Annotated in this window: 26 protein-coding genes and 1 pseudogene; 8 read left to right on the top strand and 19 right to left on the bottom strand. The window is 73.9% G+C overall.

Annotation, left to right across the window (positions count from 1 at the left end; all coding sequences use genetic code 11):
• Window positions 1–1,080, top strand: a complete 1,080-nt coding sequence (locus ACFVGS_RS23510; RefSeq protein ID WP_385693570.1) for a Zn-dependent alcohol dehydrogenase — start codon at window positions 1–3, stop codon at window positions 1,078–1,080.
• 37 nt (window positions 1,081–1,117) lie between these two features.
• On the opposite strand, the gene ACFVGS_RS23505 is transcribed toward ACFVGS_RS23510, so the two are convergent.
• From ACFVGS_RS23505 to ACFVGS_RS23495, 3 genes are all read right to left on the bottom strand, one after another.
• Complete coding sequence (locus tag ACFVGS_RS23505; protein ID WP_385693569.1) at window positions 1,118–2,086, bottom strand: DMT family transporter; 969 nt, start codon at window positions 2,084–2,086, stop codon at window positions 1,118–1,120.
• 116 nt (window positions 2,087–2,202) lie between these two features.
• Window positions 2,203–2,901 (bottom strand): ArsR/SmtB family transcription factor, encoded by a 699-nt coding sequence (locus ACFVGS_RS23500; RefSeq protein ID WP_384416253.1) that lies wholly within the window; start codon window positions 2,899–2,901, stop codon window positions 2,203–2,205.
• A gap of 18 nt (window positions 2,902–2,919) precedes the next feature.
• On the bottom strand, window positions 2,920–3,594 hold the full coding sequence (locus tag ACFVGS_RS23495) for a TetR/AcrR family transcriptional regulator (RefSeq protein WP_384416250.1): 675 nt from the start codon (window positions 3,592–3,594) through the stop codon (window positions 2,920–2,922).
• A 101-nt stretch (window positions 3,595–3,695) separates the two neighbouring features.
• Between ACFVGS_RS23495 and ACFVGS_RS23490 the strand changes: the two genes are divergently transcribed.
• The 3 genes and pseudogenes from ACFVGS_RS23490 to ACFVGS_RS23480 all read left to right on the top strand — a co-directional run bounded on the left by ACFVGS_RS23490 (window position 3,696) and on the right by ACFVGS_RS23480 (window position 5,824).
• Window positions 3,696–4,847 carry an acyl-CoA dehydrogenase family protein gene (locus ACFVGS_RS23490; RefSeq protein ID WP_385693568.1) on the top strand — a complete coding sequence of 384 codons (1,152 nt, stop codon included), beginning with the start codon at window positions 3,696–3,698 and terminating at the stop codon, window positions 4,845–4,847.
• Window positions 4,848–4,907: 60 nt separating this feature from the next.
• Window positions 4,908–5,123 (top strand): annotated as a pseudogene (locus ACFVGS_RS23485) (YiaA/YiaB family inner membrane protein); the annotation flags it as partial.
• A 74-nt stretch (window positions 5,124–5,197) separates the two neighbouring features.
• On the top strand, window positions 5,198–5,824 hold the full coding sequence (locus ACFVGS_RS23480; RefSeq protein ID WP_384416245.1) for a TetR/AcrR family transcriptional regulator: 627 nt from the start codon (window positions 5,198–5,200) through the stop codon (window positions 5,822–5,824).
• Here the strand turns inward: ACFVGS_RS23480 and ACFVGS_RS23475 are convergent.
• Complete coding sequence (locus ACFVGS_RS23475) at window positions 5,815–6,279, bottom strand: MaoC family dehydratase (protein ID WP_384416243.1); 465 nt, start codon at window positions 6,277–6,279, stop codon at window positions 5,815–5,817. The genes ACFVGS_RS23480 and ACFVGS_RS23475 overlap by 10 nt on opposite strands.
• Before the next feature lie 127 nt (window positions 6,280–6,406).
• Here ACFVGS_RS23475 and soxR point away from each other — a divergent pair, with 127 nt between their 5' ends.
• Window positions 6,407–6,871 carry a redox-sensitive transcriptional activator SoxR gene (soxR, locus tag ACFVGS_RS23470; protein WP_384416241.1) on the top strand — a complete coding sequence of 155 codons (465 nt, stop codon included), beginning with the start codon at window positions 6,407–6,409 and terminating at the stop codon, window positions 6,869–6,871.
• 79 nt (window positions 6,872–6,950) lie between these two features.
• Here the strand turns inward: soxR and ACFVGS_RS23465 are convergent, their stop codons facing one another.
• The 6 genes from ACFVGS_RS23465 to ACFVGS_RS23440 all read right to left on the bottom strand — a co-directional run bounded on the left by ACFVGS_RS23465 (window position 6,951) and on the right by ACFVGS_RS23440 (window position 13,760).
• Window positions 6,951–8,024 (bottom strand): RNA ligase (ATP), encoded by a 1,074-nt coding sequence (locus ACFVGS_RS23465; RefSeq protein ID WP_384416238.1) that lies wholly within the window; start codon window positions 8,022–8,024, stop codon window positions 6,951–6,953.
• Between the two features lie 217 nt (window positions 8,025–8,241).
• The gene (locus ACFVGS_RS23460) at window positions 8,242–8,961 is read right to left on the bottom strand and encodes a 3-keto-5-aminohexanoate cleavage protein (protein ID WP_385693567.1); all 720 of its coding nucleotides are present in this window, start codon (window positions 8,959–8,961) and stop codon (window positions 8,242–8,244) included.
• On the bottom strand, window positions 8,961–9,572 hold the full coding sequence (locus tag ACFVGS_RS23455; RefSeq protein ID WP_384416232.1) for a hypothetical protein: 612 nt from the start codon (window positions 9,570–9,572) through the stop codon (window positions 8,961–8,963). Before ACFVGS_RS23455 ends, ACFVGS_RS23460 begins: the two co-directional genes overlap by 1 nt.
• Window positions 9,573–9,677: 105 nt before the next feature.
• Window positions 9,678–10,919, bottom strand: a complete 1,242-nt coding sequence (locus ACFVGS_RS23450; RefSeq protein WP_385693566.1) for a serine-threonine protein kinase — start codon at window positions 10,917–10,919, stop codon at window positions 9,678–9,680.
• Window positions 10,920–11,035: 116 nt separating this feature from the next.
• Window positions 11,036–12,415: an erythromycin esterase family protein gene (locus ACFVGS_RS23445; RefSeq protein ID WP_385693565.1), complete on the bottom strand. Its 1,380-nt coding sequence runs from the start codon at window positions 12,413–12,415 to the stop codon at window positions 11,036–11,038.
• Window positions 12,416–12,503: 88 nt separating this feature from the next.
• Window positions 12,504–13,760, bottom strand: a complete 1,257-nt coding sequence (locus ACFVGS_RS23440; protein WP_385693564.1) for an exo-beta-N-acetylmuramidase NamZ domain-containing protein — start codon at window positions 13,758–13,760, stop codon at window positions 12,504–12,506.
• 187 nt (window positions 13,761–13,947) lie between these two features.
• Here ACFVGS_RS23440 and ACFVGS_RS23435 point away from each other — a divergent pair, with 187 nt between their 5' ends.
• The 3 genes from ACFVGS_RS23435 to ACFVGS_RS23425 are packed head-to-tail and all read left to right on the top strand — an operon-like array spanning window position 13,948 to window position 17,047.
• Entirely contained in the window at window positions 13,948–14,712 is a 765-nt protein-coding gene (locus tag ACFVGS_RS23435; protein WP_385693563.1) for an SDR family oxidoreductase, read from the top strand.
• Window positions 14,709–16,397, top strand: coding sequence for an AMP-binding protein (locus ACFVGS_RS23430; protein WP_385693562.1), 1,689 nt, complete (start codon window positions 14,709–14,711; stop codon window positions 16,395–16,397). The genes ACFVGS_RS23435 and ACFVGS_RS23430 overlap by 4 nt, the downstream gene beginning before the upstream one ends.
• A gap of 56 nt (window positions 16,398–16,453) precedes the next feature.
• On the top strand, window positions 16,454–17,047 hold the full coding sequence (locus tag ACFVGS_RS23425; RefSeq protein WP_385693561.1) for a TetR/AcrR family transcriptional regulator: 594 nt from the start codon (window positions 16,454–16,456) through the stop codon (window positions 17,045–17,047).
• Window positions 17,048–17,130: 83 nt separating this feature from the next.
• Here ACFVGS_RS23425 and ACFVGS_RS23420 read toward each other — a convergent pair whose 3' ends face one another.
• The 9 genes from ACFVGS_RS23420 to ACFVGS_RS23380 form a co-directional block, all read right to left on the bottom strand.
• Complete coding sequence (locus ACFVGS_RS23420; RefSeq protein WP_384416211.1) at window positions 17,131–18,345, bottom strand: acyl-CoA dehydrogenase family protein; 1,215 nt, start codon at window positions 18,343–18,345, stop codon at window positions 17,131–17,133.
• Between the two features lie 6 nt (window positions 18,346–18,351).
• Window positions 18,352–19,404 (bottom strand): phosphotransferase family protein, encoded by a 1,053-nt coding sequence (locus ACFVGS_RS23415; protein ID WP_385693560.1) that lies wholly within the window; start codon window positions 19,402–19,404, stop codon window positions 18,352–18,354.
• Between the two features lie 238 nt (window positions 19,405–19,642).
• Window positions 19,643–20,554 carry an MBL fold metallo-hydrolase gene (locus ACFVGS_RS23410; protein WP_385693559.1) on the bottom strand — a complete coding sequence of 304 codons (912 nt, stop codon included), beginning with the start codon at window positions 20,552–20,554 and terminating at the stop codon, window positions 19,643–19,645.
• A 103-nt stretch (window positions 20,555–20,657) separates the two neighbouring features.
• Window positions 20,658–20,954, bottom strand: a complete 297-nt coding sequence (locus ACFVGS_RS23405) for a hypothetical protein (protein WP_384416201.1) — start codon at window positions 20,952–20,954, stop codon at window positions 20,658–20,660.
• 178 nt (window positions 20,955–21,132) lie between these two features.
• Window positions 21,133–21,465 (bottom strand): DUF202 domain-containing protein, encoded by a 333-nt coding sequence (locus ACFVGS_RS23400; protein ID WP_385693558.1) that lies wholly within the window; start codon window positions 21,463–21,465, stop codon window positions 21,133–21,135.
• Complete coding sequence (locus ACFVGS_RS23395; protein WP_384416195.1) at window positions 21,462–21,857, bottom strand: YidH family protein; 396 nt, start codon at window positions 21,855–21,857, stop codon at window positions 21,462–21,464. Before ACFVGS_RS23395 ends, ACFVGS_RS23400 begins: the two co-directional genes overlap by 4 nt.
• A gap of 9 nt (window positions 21,858–21,866) precedes the next feature.
• Window positions 21,867–22,382 carry an NUDIX hydrolase gene (locus tag ACFVGS_RS23390; RefSeq protein WP_384416192.1) on the bottom strand — a complete coding sequence of 172 codons (516 nt, stop codon included), beginning with the start codon at window positions 22,380–22,382 and terminating at the stop codon, window positions 21,867–21,869.
• A gap of 33 nt (window positions 22,383–22,415) precedes the next feature.
• Complete coding sequence (locus ACFVGS_RS23385; RefSeq protein ID WP_385693557.1) at window positions 22,416–23,225, bottom strand: glucose 1-dehydrogenase; 810 nt, start codon at window positions 23,223–23,225, stop codon at window positions 22,416–22,418.
• A 47-nt stretch (window positions 23,226–23,272) separates the two neighbouring features.
• Window positions 23,273–23,902, bottom strand: coding sequence for a TetR/AcrR family transcriptional regulator (locus ACFVGS_RS23380; protein WP_384416190.1), 630 nt, complete (start codon window positions 23,900–23,902; stop codon window positions 23,273–23,275).
• Between the last annotated feature and the right edge of the window lie 36 nt (window positions 23,903–23,938).

The following is a 23,938-nucleotide window of genomic DNA, read 5'->3' as shown; positions in this document are numbered from 1 at the left end:
GTGATCCGCGCCGCCGTCCTGCCCGCCGTCGGCTCTCCCCTGGAGATCACCGGCATCTGTCTGCCCGAGCCCGGACCCGGGCAGGTCAGGGTCCGCCTGGCCGCCGCGGGCGTCTGCCACTCCGACCTGTCGCTGTCCAACGGCACCATGAGGGTGCCGGTCCCCGCCGTCCTCGGCCACGAGGGCGCCGGCACGGTCGTCTCCGTCGGCGAGGGCGTGACCCATGTCGCGCCCGGCGACGGCGTGGTCCTCAACTGGGCGCCGTCCTGCGGCGCCTGCCACCACTGCGGGCTCGGCGAGGTGTGGCTCTGCGCGAACGCGCTGACCGGCGCCGCGAACGTGTACGCCCGCACGGAGGACGGGACCGCACTCCACCCCGGGCTCAACGTGGCCGCCTTCGCCGAGGAGACCGTCGTCGCGGCCGCCTGCGTGCTGCCCGCCCCCGACGGGGTGCCGCTCACCGACGCCGCCCTGCTCGGCTGCGCGGTCCTCACCGGCTGGGGCGCCGTCCACCACTCGGCGCGGGTCCGGGCCGGCGAATCCGTCGCCGTCTTCGGCGTCGGCGGCGTCGGCCTCGCCACCCTCCAGGCCGCGCGGGTCGCCGGGGCCTCGACGATCGTCGCCGTCGACGTCTCGCCCGAGAAGGAGGCCCTGGCCCGGGCCGCGGGAGCCACCGACTACGTCCTCGCCTCCGAGACCACCGCCAAGGAGATCCGGCGGCTGACGGGAGGCCACGGCGCCGACGTGTCCGTCGAGTGCGTCGGCCGCGCGACCACCATCCGCACGGCCTGGGAGGCCACCCGGCGCGGCGGTCGCACCACGGTCGTCGGCATCGGCGGCAAGGACCAGCAGGTCACCTTCAACGCCCTGGAGATCTTCCACTGGGGCCGCACCCTGTCCGGCTGCGTCTACGGCAACTCCGACCCGGCGAGGGACCTCCCGGTCCTGGCCGAGCACATCCGGGCCGGCCGCCTCGACCCGGGTGCCCTGGTCACCGAGCGGATCACCCTGGAGGGCATCCCGGTCGCCTTCGAGAACATGCTCGCGGGCAAGGGCGGCCGGGCGCTCGTCGTCTTCTGACGGCCACCGCCCCTGCGGACGGCCTCCTTCGGGCCGCCTACTCGGCCACGGCCGCGGGCTTCGTGACGGTCCGCGGCCGGGACCGGGACACCGCCACGCCCGCCAGACACAGCGCGCCGCCGCCGAGCGTGAGCAGCCCCGGCAGCTCGCCGAGGAGCACCCAGGCCATCAGGACGACCAGGGCGGGCACGGCGTAGGTCGTCGCGCCCATCCGTCCCGCGGTCGTACGGGCCAGGGCGTAGGCCCAGGTGGTGAAGGCGAGGGCGGTCGGGAACACCCCGAGGTAGACCATGTTGAGCGTCGCCGACAGTGGGGCCCGGCCCGCCTCCTCGACCAGCTGCCCGGCGAACGGCAGACAGGCCACCGCCCCGATCGCGCAGCCGAAGGTGGTCACCTGGAGCGCGCTGCCGTGGGCCAGCGCCGGCTTCTGGGAGACGACCCCGCCCGCGTACGCGAGTGCGGCGAGCAGACACAGCACCACGCCGAGCACCGAGGCGTGCCCCTCGCCGGAGCCGGCCGACATCGACAGGCCGACCGCGACGGCGCCCGCGAAGGACACCGCCATGCCGGCGAGCAGTCGCGGCGGCAGGGACTCCTTGAGGAACCGCGCGCCGAGCAGGGCGATCAGGATCGGTCCGATGTTCACGACCATGGCGGCCGTCCCGGCGTCGACCTCCTGCTCGCCCCAGTTCAGGACGACCATGTAGACCCCGAACCACAGCAGCCCGGACGTCACGATCCCGGGCCAGGCCGCTCGCGGCGGCAGCCCCTCGCGCCGTATCAGCAGGACGGCGCCGAGGACCAGGGCGCCCGCGAGGAGCCGGCCGAGGGCGAGCGCGCCGGGGGAGTAGGCGGCGCCCGCGCTGCGGATGGACACGAAGGCCGAGGCCCACAGGACGACGGTGACGGCCGCGGCGCCGAGCGCGAGCCGCGAGGTCCGGCCCGACGCGCCCGAGGCGCCCGACGCGCCCGCAGAGCCCGCAGCGCCCGACGGGCCGGAGGGCAAGGGAGCGGAAGAGGCAGAGGAAGAAGAGGAAGAGGCAGAGGTGGACGACATGGCACGACCGTAGGGCGCGGACCGTTCGGCGGTCACCGCAATATCGCGTGCGGCGCCGGGCCGGCTCACCGGAGCACCGCCGGCTCGATGCCGAGTGCCGCGCGCAGGGCCCGTTCCCCGTCCGGCGTCACCTTCACCGCCCGCTCCGACCCGATCCGTACGCACCAGCCCGCCTCCAGCGCCTGCCGGCACAGGGCCGCGCCCGCGAGCCCTGCGAGGTGCGGCCTGCGCTCGGTCCAGTCGAGGCAGCCGCGCGCGACGGGCCGCCGCCCCCTGCCCGGTGCGAGCGGGACGCCCAGGTCCTCGAACCAGGCCATGCCGTCGTCGGTGAGTGCGAACCCGGTGTCCTGGCGCAGCAGCCCGCGCGCGGTCATCGCGTCGGTGATCGCGATCCCGAGCCTTCCGGCGAGGTGGTCGTAACAGGTGCGCCCGCGGGCCATGGCCTGCCCGGCACTCGCGGCCCGCAGGTTCCGCGGCGCCTCGGGCACGGCCGGCTCCGCGCGGGCGGCCAGGTCCTCGACGAGATGCGCGATGCCGGGGTCGGCGAGCCGTACGTAACGGTGTCTGCCCTGCCGTTCTTCCGCGAGCACCCCGCCGGCGACGAGCTTCCCCAGGTGCTCGCTGGCGGTGGACGGCGCCACCCGCGCGTGCCGGGCGAGCTCGCCGGCGGTCCAGGCCCGCCCGTCGAGCAGGGCGAGCAGGAAGGCGGCACGGGTCTCGTCGGCGAACAGGGCGGCGAGTGCGGCGAGATCTTTGGGGGCCATGCCGTCAGGGTGCCGCACTCATGCTTCGGCCGTGGCCGAAGTGTCGTGGGCTCCGGCCTCGTACTGCAGCGCGAGGCCGTCGAGCAGGGCCCGCAGTCCCGTCGTGAACGCGCTCTCGTCGACCTGTTCGCGGCGCTCGGCGAGCAGGTGGGCCTGGCCGAGGTGCGGGTAGTCGGCCGGGTCGTAGGCGGTCTCGTCGTCGACGAAGCCGCGGGCGAAGGAGCCGAGCGCGGAGCCGGTGATGAAGTAGCGCATCAGGGCGCCGATACGGGTGGCCTGGGCCGGCGGCCAGCCGGCGCGGACCATCGCGCCGAAGACCGCGTCGGCGACCTTGAGGCCGGCCGGGCGGCGGCCAGGGCCCTGGGCGAGCAGCGGGACGAGGTTCGGGTGGTCGGTGAGCGCGGCGCGGTAGGAGACGGCCCAGTCGTGCAGGGCGGTGCGCCAGTCGCGGGAGTCGTCCGGCGCGAACATCGACAGGTCGACCTTGGCGCTGACGCCGTCCGCCACGGCGTCCAGGATCTCGTCCTTGGTCCGGAAGTGGTTGTAGAGCGAGGGGCCGCTGACGCCCAGTTCGGCCGCGAGGCGCCGGGTGGAGAGGGCGGCGAGCCCCTCGGCGTCCACGAGTGCTCCCGCCGTCTCGACGATGCGGTCTCGGCTGAGGAGGGGCTTGCGCGGTCGGGCCATGGCGCACATAGTAGGCGGCAGCGAAAAAACTAGCAGTGGTAATTAAAGTGGCGGGCGAAGCCGGGACGACGACCGTTTCCGGCCGCCGGTCAGCGGCGGAAGGTGGCGCGATGAACCTGGAGCTCAGCGAGGAGCAGGAGGACGTCCGACGGCTCGCGCGGGACTTCGTCGCACGCGAGGTCGCCCCGCACGCCGTCGAGTGGGACCGCGCCGAGAACGTGGACCGGGCGATCGTGAAGAAGCTCGGCGCCGTCGGATTCCTGGGCCTGACGGTCCCCGAGGAGTACGGCGGATCCGGCGGCGACCACCTCTCCTACTGCCTCGTCACCGAGGAGCTCGGCCGGGGCGACTCCTCGGTCCGCGGCATCGTCTCCGTCTCGCTCGGCCTGGTCGCCAAGACCATCGCCTCCTGGGGGAACGAGGAGCAGAAGCGCACCTGGCTGCCCCGGCTCACCTCCGGCGAGGCCGTCGGCTGCTTCGGCCTCACCGAGCCCGGCACCGGCTCCGACGCCGGGAACCTGGCCACCCGGGCGGTCCGCGAGGGCGACACGTACGTGATCGACGGCGGCAAGATGTTCATCACCAACGGCACCTGGGCCGACGTCGTGCTGCTCTTCGCCCGCACCGGCGCCGCGCCCGGCCACCAGGGCGTCTCCGCCTTCCTCGTCCCCGCCGACACCCCCGGCCTCACCCGGCGCACCATCCACGGCAAGCTCGGCCTGCGCGGGCAGGCCACCGCCGAGCTGGTCCTGGAGGGCGTCCGCGTACCGGCGAGCGCGATGCTCGGCCCGGAGGGCAAGGGCTTCTCCGTCGCCATGTCCGCCCTCGCCAAGGGCCGGATGTCGGTCGCGGCCGGCTGTGTCGGCATCGCCCAGGCCGCCCTCGACGCGGCGGTGCGGTACGCGGGGGAGCGCGAGCAGTTCGGCAAGCCCATCGCCTCGTACCAGCTGGTCCAGGAGCTCATCAGCGACATCGCCGTCGACGTGGACGCGGCCCGGCTGCTCACCTGGCGGGTCGCCGACCTCGTCGACCGCGGCCAGGAGTTCGCCACCGCCGCGTCCAAGGCCAAGCTGTACGCCTCCGAGGCCGCCGTGCGCGCGGCGAACAACGCCCTCCAGGTCTTCGGCGGGTACGGCTACATCGACGAGTACCCGGTCGGCAAGCTGCTCCGGGACGCCCGCGTCATGACCCTCTACGAGGGCACCAGCCAGATCCAGAAGCTCATCATCGGGCGGGCGCTGACGGGCGTCTCGGCGTTCTGAGTACCCCCTGAGTACGAGGGCGGATGTGGCGGAGGCCACATCCGCCGGATGCTGTTCCGCATGAGCGACCCACTCGTCAGACAGCAGCAGAGCACCGCCGCCTACTACGTGCAGGCGGTCGTCTCCTTCGGCCTCGCCCTCCTGGCCGTGACCGTCGGGATCTACAAGCTCGACGCCAGTGCCTGGGTCCGCGCCTTCCTCGCCGTGGCGGTGCTCTACCTCACCACCTCCGCCTTCACCCTCGCCAAGGTCGTGCGCGACCGGCAGGAGCTCGGCAGCCGCAATCTCTAAGCGCTTGCTCACCGTCGTTGTATGGTGTTCGTCCCTGACGGCCCGAGGAGGAGTGTGCGATGAGCGCGGCGGAGGAGACGCCCGGCGGCGAGGACATGCCGTGGGGCGAGGTCACGCCCGAAGCCGCCCGGCGGCTGCTGGTCGCGGCCGTCGACGCGTTCGCCGAGCGCGGTTACCACGCCACCACGACCCGGGACATCGCGGGCCGGGCCGGCATGAGCCCGGCCGCGCTCTACATCCACTACAAGACCAAGGAAGAGCTGCTCCACCGGATCAGCCGGATCGGCCACGACAAGGCCCTGGAGATCCTGCGGGCCTCCGCCGACGGCCCGGGCACGGCAGCCGAGCGGCTCGCCGACGCCGTGCGCTCCTTCGTCCGCTGGCACGCCGAGCGCCACACCACCGCCCGGGTCGTGCAGTACGAGCTCGACGCCCTCGGCCCCGAGCACCGCACCGAGATCGTGGCGCTGCGCCGCGAGTCGGAGGCGACCGTGCGGCGGATCCTCAACGAGGGTGTGGCGGCAGGGGAGTTCGACGTCCAGGACGTGGCCGGCACCACGGTCGCGGTGCTCTCGCTCTGCATCGACGTCTCGCGCTGGTTCAACACCCAGGGCCGCCACACCGCCGACGAGGTCGGCGCGCTCTACGCCGACCTCGTGCTGCGGATGGTCGGCGCTCAGAAGTAGTAGCGGGAGACCGACTCCGCGACGCAGACCGGCTTGTCGCCGCCCTCACGCTCCACCGTCACGGTCGCCGTGACCTGCACCCCGCCCCCGGCCGCCTCCGTCACCTCGGTGAGGACGGCGGTGGCCCGCAGCCGCGAGCCGACCGGCACGGGAGCGGGGAAACGGACCTTGTTGGTGCCGTAGTTGAGACCCATCTTCATGCCCTCGACCCGCATGATCTGCGGCACCAGGGTCGGCAGCAGGGAGAGCGTCAGATAGCCGTGGGCGATGGTCCGGCCGAACGGGCCGGCCGCGGCGCGCTCCGGGTCGACGTGGATCCACTGGTGGTCACCCGTGGCATCGGCGAACTGGTCGATCCGCTTCTGCTCGATCTCCAGCCACTCGCTGTGCCCCAGCTGCTCGCCGACCGCGGCGCGCAGCTCCTCGGCGGAGGTGAAGATCCTCGGCTCGGCCATGTTCCCGCTCCCTCTCAGGTGGACGTGTCTAAGCGCTTGCTCAGCATGTGCGGCGAGCGGTCTCCTGTCAACGGAACGGTCAACGGAACGGTCAACGGGACGGACCTCCTCACGTAGGCTCGGACGAGTGCCGCAGATTCCCGAGAAGATCCACGAACTGACCGTCGGCCAGCTGTCCGCGCGCAGCGGGGCGGCCGTCTCGGCCCTGCACTTCTACGAGGCGAAGGGCCTGATCAGCAGCCGCCGCACCAGCGGGAACCAGCGCCGCTACGGCCGCGACACGCTGCGCAGGGTCGCCTTCATCCGCGCCGCCCAGCGGGTCGGCATCCCGCTCGCCACCGTCCGCGACGCCCTCGCGCAGCTCCCCGAGGAACGCACCCCGACCCGCGAGGACTGGGCCCGGCTCTCGGGCGCCTGGCGGACCGAGCTGGACGAGCGGATCACACAGCTCGGGCGGCTGCGGGACCATCTGAGCGACTGCATCGGCTGCGGCTGCCTGTCCCTCGAGAACTGCGTGCTGTCCAACCCCGACGACGTCTTCGGCGAGCGGCTCACCGGCTCGCGCCTGATGCCGGAACGCAAGGACGCATGACGCGCAGGCACCCGCCGCATGACGAACAGGGACCCGCCACCCCCGTGGGCGGGCCCCTGCTCGGTCCGGGAAGCGGGCGTCACTCGTACTCGGTGCCGCCCTTGCGGGTCAGGTACGCGGGGCTGACCGCCTTCGCCATCGCGCGTCCGCCGGTGACCGGGCTGTACCGCTCGGTCGCCGGGCGGATCACGACGCCCTCGCGCAGGTGCAGCTCGCGCCCGGACACCGTCTCCCGGCCGCTCGCGAGGGCCAGGACGGTGTCCAGGTCGTACGGACCGGCGTAGAGCCGCGGTACGAGCGGCAGTTCGCCCGGCTCGAGCACCTCGGCAGGATCCAGCCACCGCACCTGCCCGTCGATCTCGGCGGACAGGTCGAACAGCGCGAAGCCGACGCCCTCCTCGGCGCGGGCGTTCGCCCCGTACGCCAGGTCCTGCACCCCCGCGCCGTACACCTCGCCGAACAGGCCGACGCGCCGGGCGCCGAGGCGGGCGGCGAGCCGGGCCGCGACGGCGGACAGGCCGTGGCCGTGGACGGCGCGCCAGTACAGGTTGCGCGGGTCCTCCTTCAGGGCCAGGCCCTTCGCGCCGAAGCCCTTGGACGAGACGAGCGTCCGGTCCTCCTCGGCGAGATAGGTGACGAGGCAGGCCGTGCCGTGCAGCTTCTCGGTGAGGACCACCGGCTCGCCCGGCTCGAACACGTCAGGGAAGCGGTGCAGGTTCTCGATCTCCACCCACGGCAGCAGATCCGGTGCCGCCTCCACGTCCCCGCTCATCGTCGGCGGGACCGGCGGCGCCCACTTGGTGATGCCGAGCAGCTCCGCGAAGTCCGTGCCGTCCTGCGCCGCCTGCTTCAGGTCCACCCCGTCGAGCGCCTTCGGTAGGCACACCAGCCCCTGCGACAACTGCCCGCGCAGCCGTACCGCCTTGACCCGGTCCGACGCCTTCCCGGCGAGCCGCCCGGTCAGCCCCAGCTCCTCGACGAGCGGGGCGGGCAGCACGGCCTGTTCCGGGATGTAGAGCGCCACGTCGCCGGTACGGAAACGGCCCTTCGCGACGACCGCCCGGTAGAGGCCGACCTGCGCGAGCTCGAGCGCGTCGGCGTTCGGATGGTCGTGGACGGTCAGGGTCTCGGCGGTGACGCGCAGCGTGGACATTCAGGACTCCGGCAGCTCGGTGGGTTTTCCGTATGTGGTCATCGCCGCACACTCTGACGGCTCCGAATTCCGCTGGGCGAGCGGTTTTGCCGGCTGGTAGCGTCGCTCTCTTCGCCGGGCGCCGCGGGATGACCGCGCCACCCGACGGATGCCCGCACCGCTACGGCGCCGAGGAGTTGACGCCGCTCGCGGTGCCGTACGAGGAGCGGTGGCTCCGCTACGACGAGACGGTCGCCGCGGCGGACTCGGCGAGGGCCGCCGAGATCAGCTGGGCGTTGGAGCCGGCCCGCGTCCCGTCCGGGAGCAGCAGGGTGTCCTCCAGGCCCGTGCGGGCGCCCAGGCCCAGCCGGCGGGCCAGCCGGAAGAGCGGCCACGCCGCGCCGTCGCGCCCGTGGAGCAGGACCGGCCGGGCGTGCGGCGAGCGGGCGAGCGTCGCGAGGAGGGCGAGTGCCGCCTCCTCCGACGCGGCCTCGGCCAGGACCCGCGGCACGCGCGGGGCCGTCGAGGAGCGCAGGAAGCGCGCCGGGCCGTCGGTGCCCTGGCGCAGGACCGCGTCGACGGCGACGCCCCGGTCGAGCAGCGCCGTCGCGAGGGCCTCGGCGCCCGGCTCGTGCCAGGTGACCGTCGCGCGGTCCGGCAGCACCGTCCAGGAGCGCACCCGGGCGAGCCTGCGCACCGGGTCGGGCTCCGCGCGGGCGCCGGTCGACACGCTCAACGGCACGTCGGCGCCCACGGCCGCGCGGATCGCGGCGAGCGTGTCGGCGAGCACCCGCGGCGAGAGGGTGTCGCTGCCGCAGGGCGTCCTGGGGTGGACGTGCACCTCGTCCGCGCCCGCGGCGACCGCCGCGGCCGCCGCCTCGGCCATCGCGACCGGGGACATCGGCACGCCGGCCGCGTCCCCGGGCCCGCGGCCCCCGTTGAGACACACCTGGAGCATCAGGCCACCGACGCCAGCCGGGACGTCACGTCACCGCGGGTCCTGGCGAGCGCCCGGGGCGTCAGCACGCCCCGCGGTATCAGCACCCCGCAGTCCTCGCACACCGGCCCGAACCACGGCTCGTCCCGCAGCTCCGACCGCCACTCGATGCGCGGGCCCGCACACACCGGGCAGTGCTCGCCCGGGCCGTTCCGCAGCGCCTCCACCAGCCTGCCCACCACCTCCGGCAGCGGCTCCGAGGGGTGGCGCGCCGGGTCGTCGCAGCGGGCCACCCCGTTGCCGCCCCAGATCCTGCGGTGCCACTCGTCGAGCCCGCCCGGCCGGCGCAGCCCGCCGTGTTTCTCGCGGCGCCGCCGCTCGGCGAACTCCCTCTCGTACGCGAGCCACACCGAGCGGGCCGCCTCCAGCTCGTCGAGCGCGGCCACCAGGCGGCTCGGATCCGCCTCCCGGTCCTCGGGACCGAATCCGTGCCTCCGGCACAGATGGTCCCAGGTCGCCCGGTGACCGTAGGGCGCGAACCGCTCCAGGCACTTGCGCAGCGAATACCGTCGCAACGCCGTGTCGCACCCCGGATCGCGGACCTGTCTCGCGAGACTCCGGAACCCGGCCATCGTCTGCCACCTCCGTCGCTAGCACTCCGGCGATATGAGAGGGACGAACGAGCGGCGCTTCCTGTTCCATCGACCCGCGAAACAGGCCACCGTGGCCGGGCGGCGTCAGTCGAAGCGACCCGCCCGGGCCACCAGCCGGGCCAGTTCCTCGTGGCAGATGTCGCTGTGCTCGGCCACGACCCGCGCCGCGTCCACGCTCACGCAGCCCGAACCGGGCAGCCCGTCCCGCAGCACGGCCTCCAGCGTGCGGACGGCCGCGCCCGGCACGCCCTGGACGCCGTCGTGGCCGACGGCCCACCAGCGCCGGTCGTCGCCGAGCAGCGACGCGTCGTCCCGGGCCAGCCGGGAGGCCAGTGGGTAGAACACCCGCAGCGCCTTGTCGTGGCGCGAGTGGCAGGCCACCAGCGGGCCGTCGACCCGGCCCTGGAGGCCGCCGAGCGAGCCGCTCCGGTCCTGGTCGTGCGGGAGCCGGTCGGCGAAGGCGTAGTGCGAGAAAGCGCCCTGAAGGAGCGTCACCGACTTCACGGTGCGGACGCCGGCGGGCAGCCCGCGCAGGGCGTGCGCGACGAGCCGGGCGCCGAAGCTGTGGCCGACGAGGTGGACGCGCAGCTCCGGCGCCCGGCGTCCCAGGTCACCGAGCAGCGGGCCGAGGCCGCGCTCGCCGACGACGCCCGCCCGGCGCTTCATCGTGAAGTACGTCGCCTGGCGGAGCGCCTCCTTCGCGCCCTTCCACAGCCGCGTCACGCGGTCGCCGCCGAACAGCGACTCGGTGCCGGGACCCGCCCCCGGGCCCGCCGCTGCCCCCGCCGTGGCCTGGGCGCCGGCCTCGGCCGCCGTCCCGGCCTCGAGGGCGTCGGCGAACACGGTGTACACCGTCAGCGGGTCGGCGACCAGGAACGCGGGCACCTCGGTCGCGACCAGCCCGGCCTCCTCCGTGTCCGTCAACTCCCTCAGCAGTCCCGCGAACTCGGCCAACGCCGCCTCGTCCGCCGGTTCCCGCGCGATCAGCTCCGCGATCCGGGCCACCGTCGCCGTCCGGCCGGGGACGACCGCGGACAGCGTCGCGTAGTCCGGCACCCGCTCGTCCGAGAACATCATCGACGGCCAGACCAGGCCCGCGTACCCGAGCCGCACCCCGCCGCCGGTCACCCCGGGGAACGGGGCGAAGAAGCGGTCGAAGAGGCCGCTCGCGACCGAACGGGAGTTGTTCCAGCCGTGCGCGAAGAGCACCAGGTCCGTGCAGCCCCGGCGGGCCAGGGACGCGAGTGCCTCCGCCTGGCCCGCCGGTCCGTCGCCGTCCTTGTCGAAGTCCACCTCGCGGTACGGCTCGACACTCGTCACCGTCATGGGCCCGTCCCTCCGCGTCGAGGTACGCCGTTGGCACCGGCATTCTTCCCGGGCGGAGGTACGGACAGTCGTCGGACAGGCGGGGCACCGGCGCCGGGCCGAGAGACGCGCGGCCGTCAGCCGCGCAGGCGCGCCGCCGAGATCTCCGGGAAGTGCATCACCGCGTCGTACGCGGCGGCGAGCCGCACGGGTGCCGTGTCGCCCGCCCACGGGTACACGGTGCCGATCGCCCGGGTCGGCCGGGCCCCGCCCAGCCACTCCCGCGCGGCCGGCGTGGCCGTGCGCAGGTCGACCAGGAAGGGGCGCGGCGCGACCCGGCGCAGGACGTGCTCGTTGCTGTCCGCGCCCATCGGGCCGACGGAGAAGACCCGGACGGGCTCGCCCGGCGTCCCGGCGTCGTGCGCGTTGAACGAGCCGCGCCCGAAGGCGGCGCCGATGGTCACGTAGTCCCGGCCGAGAGCGTCCCGCAGGAACGCGCCCTGGGTGCGCGGGTACTGCTTCGGCATCGTCGTCTCGTAGCCGACGTGCCCGTTGTGCGCGGACAGCACCATCCGGTCACCGGTGTGCCGCTGCCACCACACGGTGTTCTCGGCCATGATCCGGTCGCGGTAGAGCATCGCCTCGCCGACGTGCTCCTCCGAGGTGAGGTCGTACGCGTACTCCGTGCCGACCTGGGCGATGGCCCGGGCGTGCTGCACCGCCCAGGCGTGCGCCTCACGGGCCGCGCGGTCCCGGGCGGCCGGCCTCTGCCGCTCCAGGAGGGCGAGGGCCCGGTTCACGTCGGCCGCCATCGCCCGCCGTTCGGCGAGCGGCCTGGTCAGGTAGGCGTTCATCCAGCCGTCGACGTCGCCGCCGGCCGGCCGTGAGGCGCGGTACAGCTCCCGGAACCGGGGCAGCAGCTCCGGCCGGGTCCGGGCCACGTAGCCGGTGACCTCGTCGAAGAGGTTCGGGCCCGCGTAGCCGAGGTCGTTGCCCATGAAGCGGACCTGGTGGTCCGGGTGGCGCAGGTTGTGCTCGCGCATCCAGGTGAACAGGTCCAGGTACTCCTCGGTGTTCCAGAAGGCGTACGCGTTCTGGAACTCCTCCCGCATGATCTTCCGGATGTCGCCCTTGCCGAACCGCACGTAGTCGTCGACGAGCAGGCCGGTGCTCCAACCGGCCTCCAGGGCGAAGGTGGTGAAACCCTGCTTCTCCACGAGCCGTTCGAAGATCCGGTGCTTGGCCTCGAAGAACTCGGCCGAGCTGTGCGTGGCCTCGCCGAGGCCCACCACCTTCGCCGAGCCCACGATCCGCTCCAGGGTGCGGCCGTCGGTCAACGGGCGGGCCGTGAGGGCCAGTTCTCGGGCGGGGTCGGTACGGGCGGCCTCTCGCGACGGTGCTGCCGAGGCGGTCCGGGCGGCGGGAGCGGCATGGACGGCCGGAGCGAGCAGGCCCACGCACAGGGCGGCGAGGAGTACGGCAAGGGGTCGACGGCGGTGCCGTAGGGAAGTCTTCATGATCCGATCCTGGGCTCCGGAGGCCGGGCGGGCCCATCCCGCCCGCCCCCGGACCGCAAGGGGGACAACCCCCGTGCGAGGACGGTCGCTAGCGGTACATCAGGTACTCCCGCCGCACCGCCCGGAAGGCCGCGAGGTCCGTCTCCCAGGCGGCGACCACCTCGTCCGCCGTCGCGCCCGCGTCGATCAGCGTCCGCACACGGGCCGAGCCGGTCAGCTTGTCGATCCAGTGGTCCGCGCGCCACGCGAAGCCGCTCCAGCTGCGGCGTGCGGTGACGAGCAGCGCGATCCCGGTCCGCACCGGGTCGAAGGCCTCCCGGTCGTGCACCATCAGCTGCACCCCGCCGACGGTCTTCCCCTGGAACTTCGAGAAGGTCGGCGCGAAGTACGCCTCCCGGAAGCGGACGCCCGGCAGGCCCAGCTCGTTCGCCGCCTCCGCCCACCGGCCGTCGATGCCCTCCGCGCCCAGCATCTCGAACGGGCGGGTGGTGCCGCGGCCCTCGGACAGGTTCGTCCCCTCGAAGAGGCAGGTGCCGGAGTACACGAGTGCGGTGTCGGGCGTCGGCATGTTGGGGCTCGGCGGCACCCACGGCAGCCCGGTCGCGTCGAAGAAGTCGTCGCGCCGCCAGCCGCTCACCGCGACCGTCTCCAGCGGCACCGGCTTCGTCAGGAACTCGCCGTTGAACAGCCGTGCCAGCTCCGCCACCGTCATCCCGTGCGCCTGCGCGACGGGTTCGCGGCCCACGAAGGTCGCGAACGCCCGGTCCAGGACCGGGCCGAGCGCGGCCCGCCCGGTCACCGGGTTCGGCCGGTCGAGGACCATGAAGCGCTTGCCCGCGAGCGAGGCCGCGACCATGCAGTCGTAGAGCGTCCAGATGTACGTGTAGAAGCGGGCGCCCACGTCCTGGATGTCGAACACGACCGTGTCCACGCCCGAGGCCGTGAAGACGTCCGCCAGCGCCTGACCGCTCTTCAGGTACGTGTCGTAGACGGGCAGTCCGGTCGCCGGGTCGTCGTGGCGGCCCTCCGAACCACCGGCCTGGGCGGTGCCGCGGAAGCCGTGCTCGGGGCCGAAGACGGCGACCAGGTCGACGCGTTCGTCGGCGTGCATCACGTCCACGACGTGCCGGGCGTCCGCGGTGATGCCGGTCGGGTTGGTGACCACGCCGACCCGCCGGCCGGCGAGCTGCGCGTAACCGCCGGCGGCGAGCTGCTCGAAGCCGGTGCGCACCATGCGGCCCCGGCCGGGCGGCGCGTCGGCGGCGGCCGGACCGGCCCCCGCCGTCACCGCCGCCGCGCCGAGCGCACCGCTCGCGGCCAGCAGACCCCGTCTGGACAGGCTCATGAAGAAACCTCCTTGATCGCCTTCCGTGACATGCCCACGCACGCTAGCGCCGCGGCGCTCCCCGGGGAACGAGGCGTACCGCGAGGCCCCGCGGGACCCCGTCGAGGGAGGGCGCCCCGCACCCTTCCCCGGCTCCATACCGACCGGTTAGTCTGCCCGCACAGCCGCGAGCGAGAGGTGGGCCGGGATGAGTTCGGTGCAGGGTGCGGGAGTGGTCGTCACGGGGGCGGGGGGCGGTATCGGGGCCGCGCTCGCCCGGCGGTTCGCCGCCGAGGGCGCGCGCGTCGTCGTCAACGACCTCGACCCCGGCCGCACCAAGGCCGTCGCCGAGGAGATCGGCGCCGTCGCCGTGCCCGGGGACGCCTCCGCCGTCGTCGAGGAGGCCCGGGAGGCCCTGGGCGGCACCGTGGACGTCTGGTGCGCCAACGCCGGACTCGCCTCGCCCGGCGACGCCTTCGCCGAGGAGGACGTGTGGGCGGCCGCCTGGGACGTCAACGTGATGGCCCACGTCCGCGCAGCCCGCGCCCTGCTGCCCGACTGGCTGGAGCGCGGCAGCGGCCGCTTCGTCTCGACCGTCTCCGCCGCCGGACTGCTCACCATGATCGGCGCCGCCCCGTACAGCGTCTCCAAGCACGGCGCGTACGCCTTCGCCGAATGGCTCTCGCTCACCTACCGCCACCGCGGCCTGAAGGTCCATGCCATCTGCCCGCAGGGCGTGCGCACGGACATGCTCACCGCGGCCGGATCGGCGGGCGACCTGGTGCTCGCGCCGACCGCCATCGAGCCCGGGGACGTGGCCGACGCGCTCTTCGACGCCATGGCCGCCGACCGCTTCCTGGTCCTGCCGCACCCCGAGGTGGCCGACTACTACCGGGCCCGGGCCACCGACCCCGAGCGGTGGCTCGGCGGCATGAACCACATCCAGCGCACGTGGGAAGGAGCGGGCGCATGACCCAGGACACCGGTGCCGGGAACGGCTCGATCTACGCCGCCAAGCCCTGGCTCGGCCGGCTCAGCGAGGCCCAGCGGGCCCCGATCGACCCGCCGCCCACCCTCGTGCACGCCTTCCGGGCCGCCGCCGCCCGCACGCCCGATCACCCCGCCCTCGCCTACTTCGACGGCCGGATCAGCTACCGCGAGGCCGACGCCCTCTCCGACTCCGTCGCCGGCCACCTCGCCGCGCGCGGCGTCGTGCGCGGCGACCGCGTCGCGGTCATGCTGCAGAACAGCCCGCACTTCGTCCTCGCACTGCTCGGCGCGTGGAAGGCCGGGGCCACCGTCGTCCCGCTCAACCCCATGTACAAGTCGGCCGAGGTCCGCCACGCCCTGCGCGACTCGGGCGCCCGCGCCGTCGTCTGCTCCGACCGCGCGTGGGCCGGGCACGTGCGCGCCGCCGCGGCCGACACCGGCGTCGCCGTCGCGCTCACCGCCGACGAGCGCCGGCTCCAGAGCCGCGACGACCCGCGTGTCCTGGGCTTCGAGCCCGTCTCCCGCGAGACCGGCGCCGGCGCTGATGCTGACGACCTCCTGGCCGTCGCCCGCGCCGGCCACCCGGCACCCGCGGACCGCGAGCTCACCACCGACGACATCGCTCTGATCAGCTACACCTCCGGCACCAGCGGGACGCCCAAGGGCGCCCTCAACCTCCACCGGGGCATCGTCCACAACGCCGAACGGCAGCGCACCGGCCACCCGGTGCCTCCCGGCGCCGGCTACTTCGTCCTCGCCCCGCTCTTCCACATCACGGGTCTCGTCTGCGAACTCGGCGCCTGCTTCGTCAACGCCGGCACCCTCGTCCTCGCCTACCGCTTCGAGCCCGGCGTCGTCCTCGACGCCTTCCTGGAGCACCGGCCCGCCTACACCGTCGGCCCGTCCACCGCCTTCATGGCGCTCGCCGCCCACCCCGCGGCGACGCCCGACCACTTCTCGTCCTTCGTGGTCGTCTCGTCCGGCGGCGCACCCGTCCCGCCCGCGCTCGTCGAGAAGTTCCGGGCCGGCTTCGGCCCGTACCTGCGCAACGGCTACGGCCTCACCGAGTGCACCGCGCCCTGCGCCTCCGTACCGCCGGAGCACGAGGCACCCGTCGACCCGGCCTCCGGCACCCTCTCGGTCGGCGTGCCGGGACCCGACACCGTGGTCCGCATCCTCGACGAGGACGGCGCCGAGGTGCCCTTCGGCACCCACGGCGAGATCGCCGTCCGCGGCCCGCAGGTCGTCCCCGGCTACTGGGGACTGCCCGAGGCCACCGCCGCCGCCTTCCCCGACGGGGAGCTGCGCACCGGCGACATCGGCTTCATGGACGAGGACGGCTGGCTGTACGTCGTCGACCGCAAGAAGGACATGATCAACGCCTCCGGGTTCAAGGTCTGGCCGCGCGAGGTCGAGGACGTCCTCTACACCCACCCGGCCGTCCGCGAGGCCGCCGTCGTCGGCGTCCCGGACGCCTACCGCGGCGAGACCGTCAAGGCGTACGTGAGTCTGCGCCCGGGCGCGGACGCCGAGCCCGGCGAGCTGTCCGACTACTGCGAGCAGCGGCTCGCCGCGTACAAGTACCCGCGCGAGGTCGAGATCCTGCCGGAGCTGCCCAAGACGACAAGTGGGAAGATCCTCAGGCGGGACCTGCGGTCCCGGCAGTGAGCACCAGAAGCACCAGCAGCACGAGCGGCACCCGCGTGAACGAAAGGCGGCCCAGCATGGCCAGGACGACGGACGGGAACGGCACCCCCGTCCCCCAGAGGCTCCTCGCCGCCGCCACCCGGCTCTTCGCCGAGCAGGGGTACGACCGGACCTCCGTCCAGGAGATCGTGGAGGCGGCGGGCGTCACCAAGGGCGCCCTCTACCACTACTTCGGCTCCAAGGAGGACCTGCTCCAGGAGGTCTACGCCCGGGTGCTGCGCCTCCAGCAGGAGCGGCTCGACGCCTTCGCGGACGCCGACGCGCCGATCGAGGACCGGCTGCGCGGCGCCGCCGCGGACGTGGTCGTCACCACGATCGAGAACCTCGACGACGCGGCGATCTTCTTCCGCTCCATGCACCACCTCAGCCCGGAGAAGAACAAGCAGGTACGGGCCGAGCGGCGGCGCTACCACGAGCGGTTCCGGGCGCTGATCGAGGAGGGCCAGCGGTCCGGGGTGTTCTCCGACGCGACGCCCGCCGACCTGGTGGTGGACTACCACTTCGGCTCGGTCCACCACCTGTCGACCTGGTACCGCCCGGACGGACCCCTGACCCCGCAGCAGGTCGCCGACCACCTCGCCGACCTGCTGCTGCGGGCCCTGCGCCCGTAGGGGAGCCGGCCCCGCCTCCCTCGGGCCTGTCCGGCGCATCAGGGTCGGACAGGCCCTGGGGGGCGGGCACGTGCCGGGCTCCGTCAGAGGTACTTCTTCAGTTCCCGCCGGGCCAGCGAGCGCTGGTGCACCTCGTCCGGGCCGTCCGCGAGCTTCAGCGTGCGGGCCGCGGCCCACAGCTCGGCGAGCGGGAAGTCCTGCGAGACGCCGCCCGCGCCGTGCAGCTGGACGGCCTTGTCGACGATGTCGACGACCGCGCGCGGGGTGGCGATCTTGATCGCCTGGATCTCCGTGTGCGCGCCGCGGTTGCCGACGGTGTCCATCAGCCACGCCGTCTTCAGGACGAGCAGCCGCAGCTGCTCGATCGTGACCCTGGCGTCCGCGATCCAGTTCTGCACCACGCCCTGCTGGGCGAGGGCCTTGCCGAAGGCGTGGCGGGACACGGCCCGCCGGCACATCAGCTCCACGGCCCGCTCGGCCATGCCGATCAGCCGCATGCAGTGGTGGATGCGCCCCGGCCCGAGGCGGGCCTGGGCGATCGCGAAGCCGCCGCCCTCCTCGCCGATGAGGTTGGCGACCGGCACGCGGACGTCGTCGAACACCACCTCGGCATGCCCGCCGTGGTAGTGGTCCTCGAAGCCGTACACCCGCATCGCGCGGCGCACCTCGACGCCGGGGGTGTCGCGGGGGACGAGGACCATCGACTGCTGGCGGCGGATGTCGGACCCGTCCGGATCCGTCTTGCCCATGACGATGAAGATCCGGCAGTCGGGGTTCATCGCCCCGGAGATGTACCACTTGCGCCCGCTGATGACGTACGAGTCGCCGTCCCGCCGGATCCGGGTCTCGATGTTGGTCGCGTCCGAGGAGGCCACCTCGGGCTCGGTCATGGCGAAGGCCGAGCGGATCTCGCCCGCGAGCAGCGGCTCCAGCCACTGCTTCTTCTGCGTCTCGTCGCCGAACTGGGCCAGCACCTCCATGTTCCCCGTGTCGGGGGCCGCGCAGTTGAGGGCGGTGGGCGCGAGCTGGGGGCTGCGGCCGGTGATCTCGGCGAGCGGCGCGTACTGGAGGTTGGTGAGCCCCGCTCCGTACTCCTCGTCGGGGAGGAAGAGGTTCCACAGGCCCTGGCGGCGGGCTTCCGCCTTCAGGTCCTCGACGACCGGCGGGGTGTCCCAGGGCGAGGCGAGCGCGGCCCGCTGCTCCTCGGCGACGGCCTCGGCCGGGTACACGTGCTCGTCCATGAAGGCGAGGAGCTTCGCCCGCAGTTCCTCGGTGCGGGCGTCGTACGCGAAGTGCATGACGGGTCAGCCTTCCTGGAGTTCCTGGTGGCCCTGGAGGGTGGTCAGGCCGTGCTCGATGAAGACGGGGACGAGCTCGCCGATCCGGTCGAAGCCGGCGCCGACGGTCTGGCCGAGGGTGTAGCGGTAGTGGATGCCCTCGAGGATCACGGCGAGCTTGAACCAGGCGAAGGCCGTGTACCAGTCGACGGCCCCGACGTCCCGGCCGGAGCGTTCGGCGTACCGGGCGATCAGTTCGGCGGTGCTCGGGTGGCCCGCGGCCGTCGCGGTGGTGGAGACGGGGGAGTCCGGCACCTCCAGCGGCGTGCTGTACATGACCAGCAGGCCGAGGTCGGTGAGCGGGTCGCCCAGAGTGGACATCTCCCAGTCCAGGACCGCCTGGATGCGGTCGTCCGCGCCGATGAGGACGTTGTCGAGGCGGTAGTCGCCGTGGATCACGGTGGGGGCGGGGGAGACGGGCAGCTCACGGCCCAGCGCGGCGTGCAGCTCGTCGATGCCGGCCAGTTCGCGGCCCCGGGACGCGGCGAGCTGCTTGCCCCAGCGGCGCAGCTGCCGGTCGAGGAAGCCCTCGGGCCGCCCGAAGTCGGCGAGCCCGACGGCGGCCGGGTCGACGGCGTGCAGGTCGACCAGGGTGTCGACCAGGCCGAGGACGGCGGCGCGGGTGCGTTCGGGGCCCAGCGCGGCCAGCTCGGCGGCGGTGCGGTACGGGGTGCCCTCGACGAAGTCCATCACGTAGAACGGCGCTCCCAGCACCGACTCGTCCTCGCACAGCAGCACCGCCTCCGGCACCGGCACGGCCGTGGGGCCCAGCGCGCTGATCACGCGGTGCTCGCGCTTCATGTCGTGTGCGGTGGCCAGGACGTGGCCGAGCGGCGGACGGCGGACGACCCATCGGGCGGTCCCGTCGGTCACGACGTACGTGAGGTTGGAGCGGCCGCCCTCGATCAGCCGGGCGGTGAGGGGGCCGGCGACGAGGCCGGGCCGCTCGCGGTCGAGGAACCGGCGCAGCGGACCGGGGTCGAGACCGGGTGGCGGGGGACCGGGCGGGCTGGTGGTCATACGGGCGTACCTCCGGGGTCGGCGTCGCCGTTCATGATGACCGACCAGTCGGTATGTCGTCCAGAGTGTGCTCCGTCGCTGACCCGGGGAAGGCGATGCGCACCTCTGGTGTGCGATCCGTGGTCGCTGGCCGCCGAGGTGTGCGGCGCGGCGGTGGCCGGGGACGCGGGCGAGCGCGTCGACGAGCGGGTCGACGCCGGGCCGGTCCGGCCGGTCCCGGCCCGAGCCTCGGACGGACCTACGCGTGGCAGGCCACCGGCATCCCGCCGTTCATCGCCGCCATGTCGCCGAACACGGCCGCCGGGTCCAGCGGGTGACCCTCCGGCAGCCCGTCCAGCTCCGCGTACGCGCGGTGCAGATTGGCGACCAGGCGCTCGCTCTCCTGCCACGCGGCGAACTCGCCCAGGTCCGCCTGGCGCGCCGTCTCCAGCGGTGTGGCGCCCTTGGCGTGGCCCTCGGCCGCGAGCTCGCCCACCCAGCGCAGATAGCGCTCGGTCGCGTCGTACGCGGACGGGTCGGTGACCCGGCCGTGCCCCGGCACCACCGTGGACGCGTCCAGCGCGCGCAGCAGTTCGAGCGCGCGCAGCGAACCGGCCAGCGAGCCCATCGGCAGGAACGGCGTGCCGCCGTGGAAGATCAGGTCGCCGGTGAACACCACGCCCTGCTCGGGCAGATGGACGATCGAGTCGCCGGTGGTGTGCGCGGGACCCGGGTGGATCACCCGTACCTCCGTCTCCCCGACGTACAGCGTCAGGCGGTCGCCGTACGTGAGGTCCGGCGGCAGGATCTCGACCTCGCCGAAGTCGGTCTGCGGCCAGATCAGATGGAGCTGCCGCCCGGCGGCCAGCTGCTCGGCGCGGCAGTTGTCGTGCCCGACGATCCGGGCCTCGGGCCGGAACACCCCGTTGCCGTAGGTGTGGTCGCCGTGATGGTGGGTGGAGACGATCGTGCGCGGCAGGGCGAGGCCCGCGTCGAGGACGGCGGCCCGCAGCAGCCTGGCCCGGCGCTCGGTGGCGGCGGTGTCGACGAGCAGGGACTCGCGGCCGTCGCCGACGAAGCCGGCGTTGTTGAGGCACCAGCCCCCGTCGGGCTGGACGAAGGCGTGGACGTTCGGCGCGACGGCGACCACGTACGGCTCGGTGGCAGACAAAGGGAATCCCCCGGTTGAGAGCCCTGACCGGACAGGGCTGGGCAGGGGAAGCGTGCCAGCAGGTCCCGGCCCGGGGGAAGTCGGTCTGCTGCTGCCCGTATGTCTAGTGGTCGTCCCAGTGGTTGCCGTGCGCGGCGTGCCGGTGTCCGTCGTGCAGGTAGTCGACGTGGTCGCCGTGCGTCACGCCGGTGTGCCCGCAGTCCGGCCCGTGGGTGTGGTCGGGATGGGTGTGCGGGACGTGGGACGTGGGCTCGCACTCGTCCCAGTGCCCGGCGTGCTCGCGGTGCAGATGGCCGTCGTGGGCGTAGTCGACGTGGTCCCGGTGCGTGACGGCGGTGTGCCCGCAGGACGGGCCGTGGGTGTGCGCGTGGGTGGGGTGCTCATGATGGAGAACGGTCATGGCTCCGCCTCTGGCAGGGGTCGGCTGTCCACCTCAGGCTAGTCCGGAATGTCCGTGAGGGCAGATTCGTGCTGATGCATCCGGCTGGGCGGGTCAGGCCTGCTTGCGGGCCTGCTTCCCAGGGAGGCTGCCCTGGCCCCGGCGCGGGGCCGGCGCCGGGCGGGCGCGCGCCCGGCGCTCAGAGCAGCACCGCGACCGCGAAACCCGCGAACGCCACCGTGCACACCGCCGCGAGCAGCGCGCCACGGCGCGACAGCGCCGGTGGCCGGGCCGCGCCGAGGGACTGGATCCGGCGGTGCGCCACCGCGAGGAAACCGATGCACACCAGCGCCGAGAGGCCCGCCGCGAGGAGCCCGGGCGCCGTCACGTCGTCGTGGATCGCCTGCTTGCCCGCGAGCACCGCCACCACCGTGGCGGACAGGGTGGTGCGCCGCCAGGCCAGCCGGGTCCGCTCCGGCTGCAGCCCGGGGTCCCGGTCCGCCGCCGCGGCGGCGGCACCGGCCCCGGTCATCGCCCGGCCCAGCCGAAGACGACGACCACCACCATCGCCAGCGCGACCACCGCCACCGCGAGGCTCAGGACCGTCGGGAAGCGGGACACGGGCAGGTCCTCGCCGCGCCGCATGGCCCGCTCGCAGCGCACCCAGTGGTTCACGGCGCGCAGCGCGCACAGCACACCGGCCGCGAGCAGCGCGAGCGCGAGCCCCACGCGGACGCCCCAGCGCAGGTCGGGCAGGAACTGGTCCACGGCGAAACCGCCGCCGATCAGAGCGAGCGCGGTCCGGATCCAGGCGAGGAAGGTCCGCTCGTTGGCCAGGGAGAAGCGGTAGTCGGGGGTCTCGCCCTCCTCCCGCAGGCGCCGCGGCGCGAACCACAGCCGCAGGCTCTGTACGAAGTCGCTCACGCGGGCACCCTAACCGCCCTGGTGCGCGAGCAGCCGCTCGTACGCGGCGAGCCCGTCCGGCACCCACTCCCACTCGGCGAGCCGCGCCGCCAGCTCGTCCTCCGGCAGGAACGCGTGCCAGGCCACCTCCTCGGCCTGCGGGTTCACCGGCAGCTCGCACCGCACCTCGTACACGGCCGACCACCACTTGCCGGCGACGCCCCCGGAGTCGTACAGGAACTTCAGGACGGGCCGGGGCCGGGGCAGCCCGGACACGCCCAGCTCCTCCTCGGCCTCGCGCAGGGCGGCGTCGTCGTAGGACTCGCCCGCGCCCACCACCCCGCCGACGAACATGTCGTACAGGGACGGGAAGACCAGCTTCGTCGGCGTCCTGCGGTGCACGAAGATCCGGCCCTCGGCGTCCCGTACCTGGATGAAGGCGCAGCGGTGGATCAGGCCGCGCGCGTACACCTCGCCGCGCGGGGCCCGCCCCACCACCTGGTCGTTCTCGTCGACGACGTCGAGTACTTCGTCAGAGGCGCTCATGCGCCCATGAAATCACCGGGCGGGCCGCCGTCGTCACTGCCCCATGACGTACTTCACCGTCGGGCCGGCCGTCCAGCCGCCGTCCACCGCCAGCTCCGCGCCCGTGACGTACGAGGCGGCGTCCGAGAGCAGGAAGACCACGGCGCCCGCGATCTCGTGCGCCTCGCCGACCCGGCCCATGGGGGTGTTCGGGTACCTGCCCTCGCCCTTCTCGATGCCGACGGAGGCCGTCATCGGGGTGTACGTCATGCCCGGGTGGACCGAGTTCACGCGGATCCGGGAGGTGCCGAGCTCCACCGCGCCGATCTTCGTCAGACCGCGCACGCCCCACTTGGAGGCGCCGTAGCCGGCGGTCAGCGCGAGGCCCATCAGGCCGGCGGCGGAGGAGATGTTGACGATGGAGCCGCCGCCCGCCTCCTTCATGGCCGGGATCGCGGTCTTCATGCCGATGAACACGCCGGTGAGGTTGATGTCGAGGACCCTGCGGAAGTGCTCGACCGACTCGGTCTCCAGGAACGCGCCCGTCGGTATGCCGGCGTTGTTCACCAGGCCGTGCAGCCCGCCGAACTCCTCGACGGCGTACGCGACGGCCGCGGCCCACTCCTCCTCCGAGGTCACGTCGTGGCGGCGGAAGCGCGCCCGCTCGCCCAGCTCGGCGGCGGTGGCCCTGCCCTCCTCGTCGAGCACGTCGGTGATCACGACCGAGGCACCGGCGGCCACGGCATGCCGGGCGGCCTCGGCGCCCAGACCGCGGGCGCCGCCGGTGATGAGCACGGTCTTTCCGGTGAGGTCGTTCGTGGCGGGGTCGTTCGTGGCGAGGTTGTTCATGGCGGGGTCGTTCATGGGAGGGCGGGTCCCTTCGGGGTGGTCCCGGCTGTGCGTCGGGGCGGTCAGAGGTTCCGGGGCCGTGCGGCCCGGAGGAGCGCGGTGGTCGTCTCGACCAGGTCGGCGAGGAAGAGCGGCTCGTCGGTCAGCGGCTCGGCGCCGTCCAGGTACTGCCGGGCCCGGTCCGCCATCGCGGCGCCCACGACGGTCAGCGCCAGGTCCAGCCGCTCCAGGCGCAGCGGCTCGGGCAGCCCGTCGGCGGCGAGCCGGGCCTCGATCCGCTCGATGAGCCGCCAGTAGCAGGTGCCGGCCAGCGTGGGGTGCGGGGTGCGGGTGCGGACGCCGCTCTCGTGGCTGAGCTGCGCGGAGATGCGCAGGCACCGCCGGCCGCGGTCGGTGCGCAGCTCGCTCGCCTCCGCCGTGACGAGCGCCGCGACCAGCGCGTGGATGTCGTCGGCGGCGGCGTCGAGGAGCGGGGCGAGCACCTGCTCGGTGCGGAGCTGGCGGCCGGCCATGACGGCGTCGAGCAGCCCGGCACGGGAGCCGAAGTGGTACTGCACGGCGGAGGGGTTGCCCTGGCCGGCGAGCGCCACGACGTCCCGCAGCTGGGCGCCGTCGACGCCCTGTGCGGCGAAGACCTCCTCGGCCGCGCGGATCAGCTTCTCGCGGGTCTCGGGCCCTGACGTCCGTGCCATGCCCCCCATATTAATGCTCGACATTAGAAAACGGGA

The organism is Streptomyces sp. NPDC127114 (assembly GCF_042677525.1).
Classification (GTDB): domain Bacteria; phylum Actinomycetota; class Actinomycetes; order Streptomycetales; family Streptomycetaceae; genus Streptomyces.
Note: the sequence above shows the minus strand (reverse complement) of the source record. Positions and strands in the feature narration are given on the sequence as shown.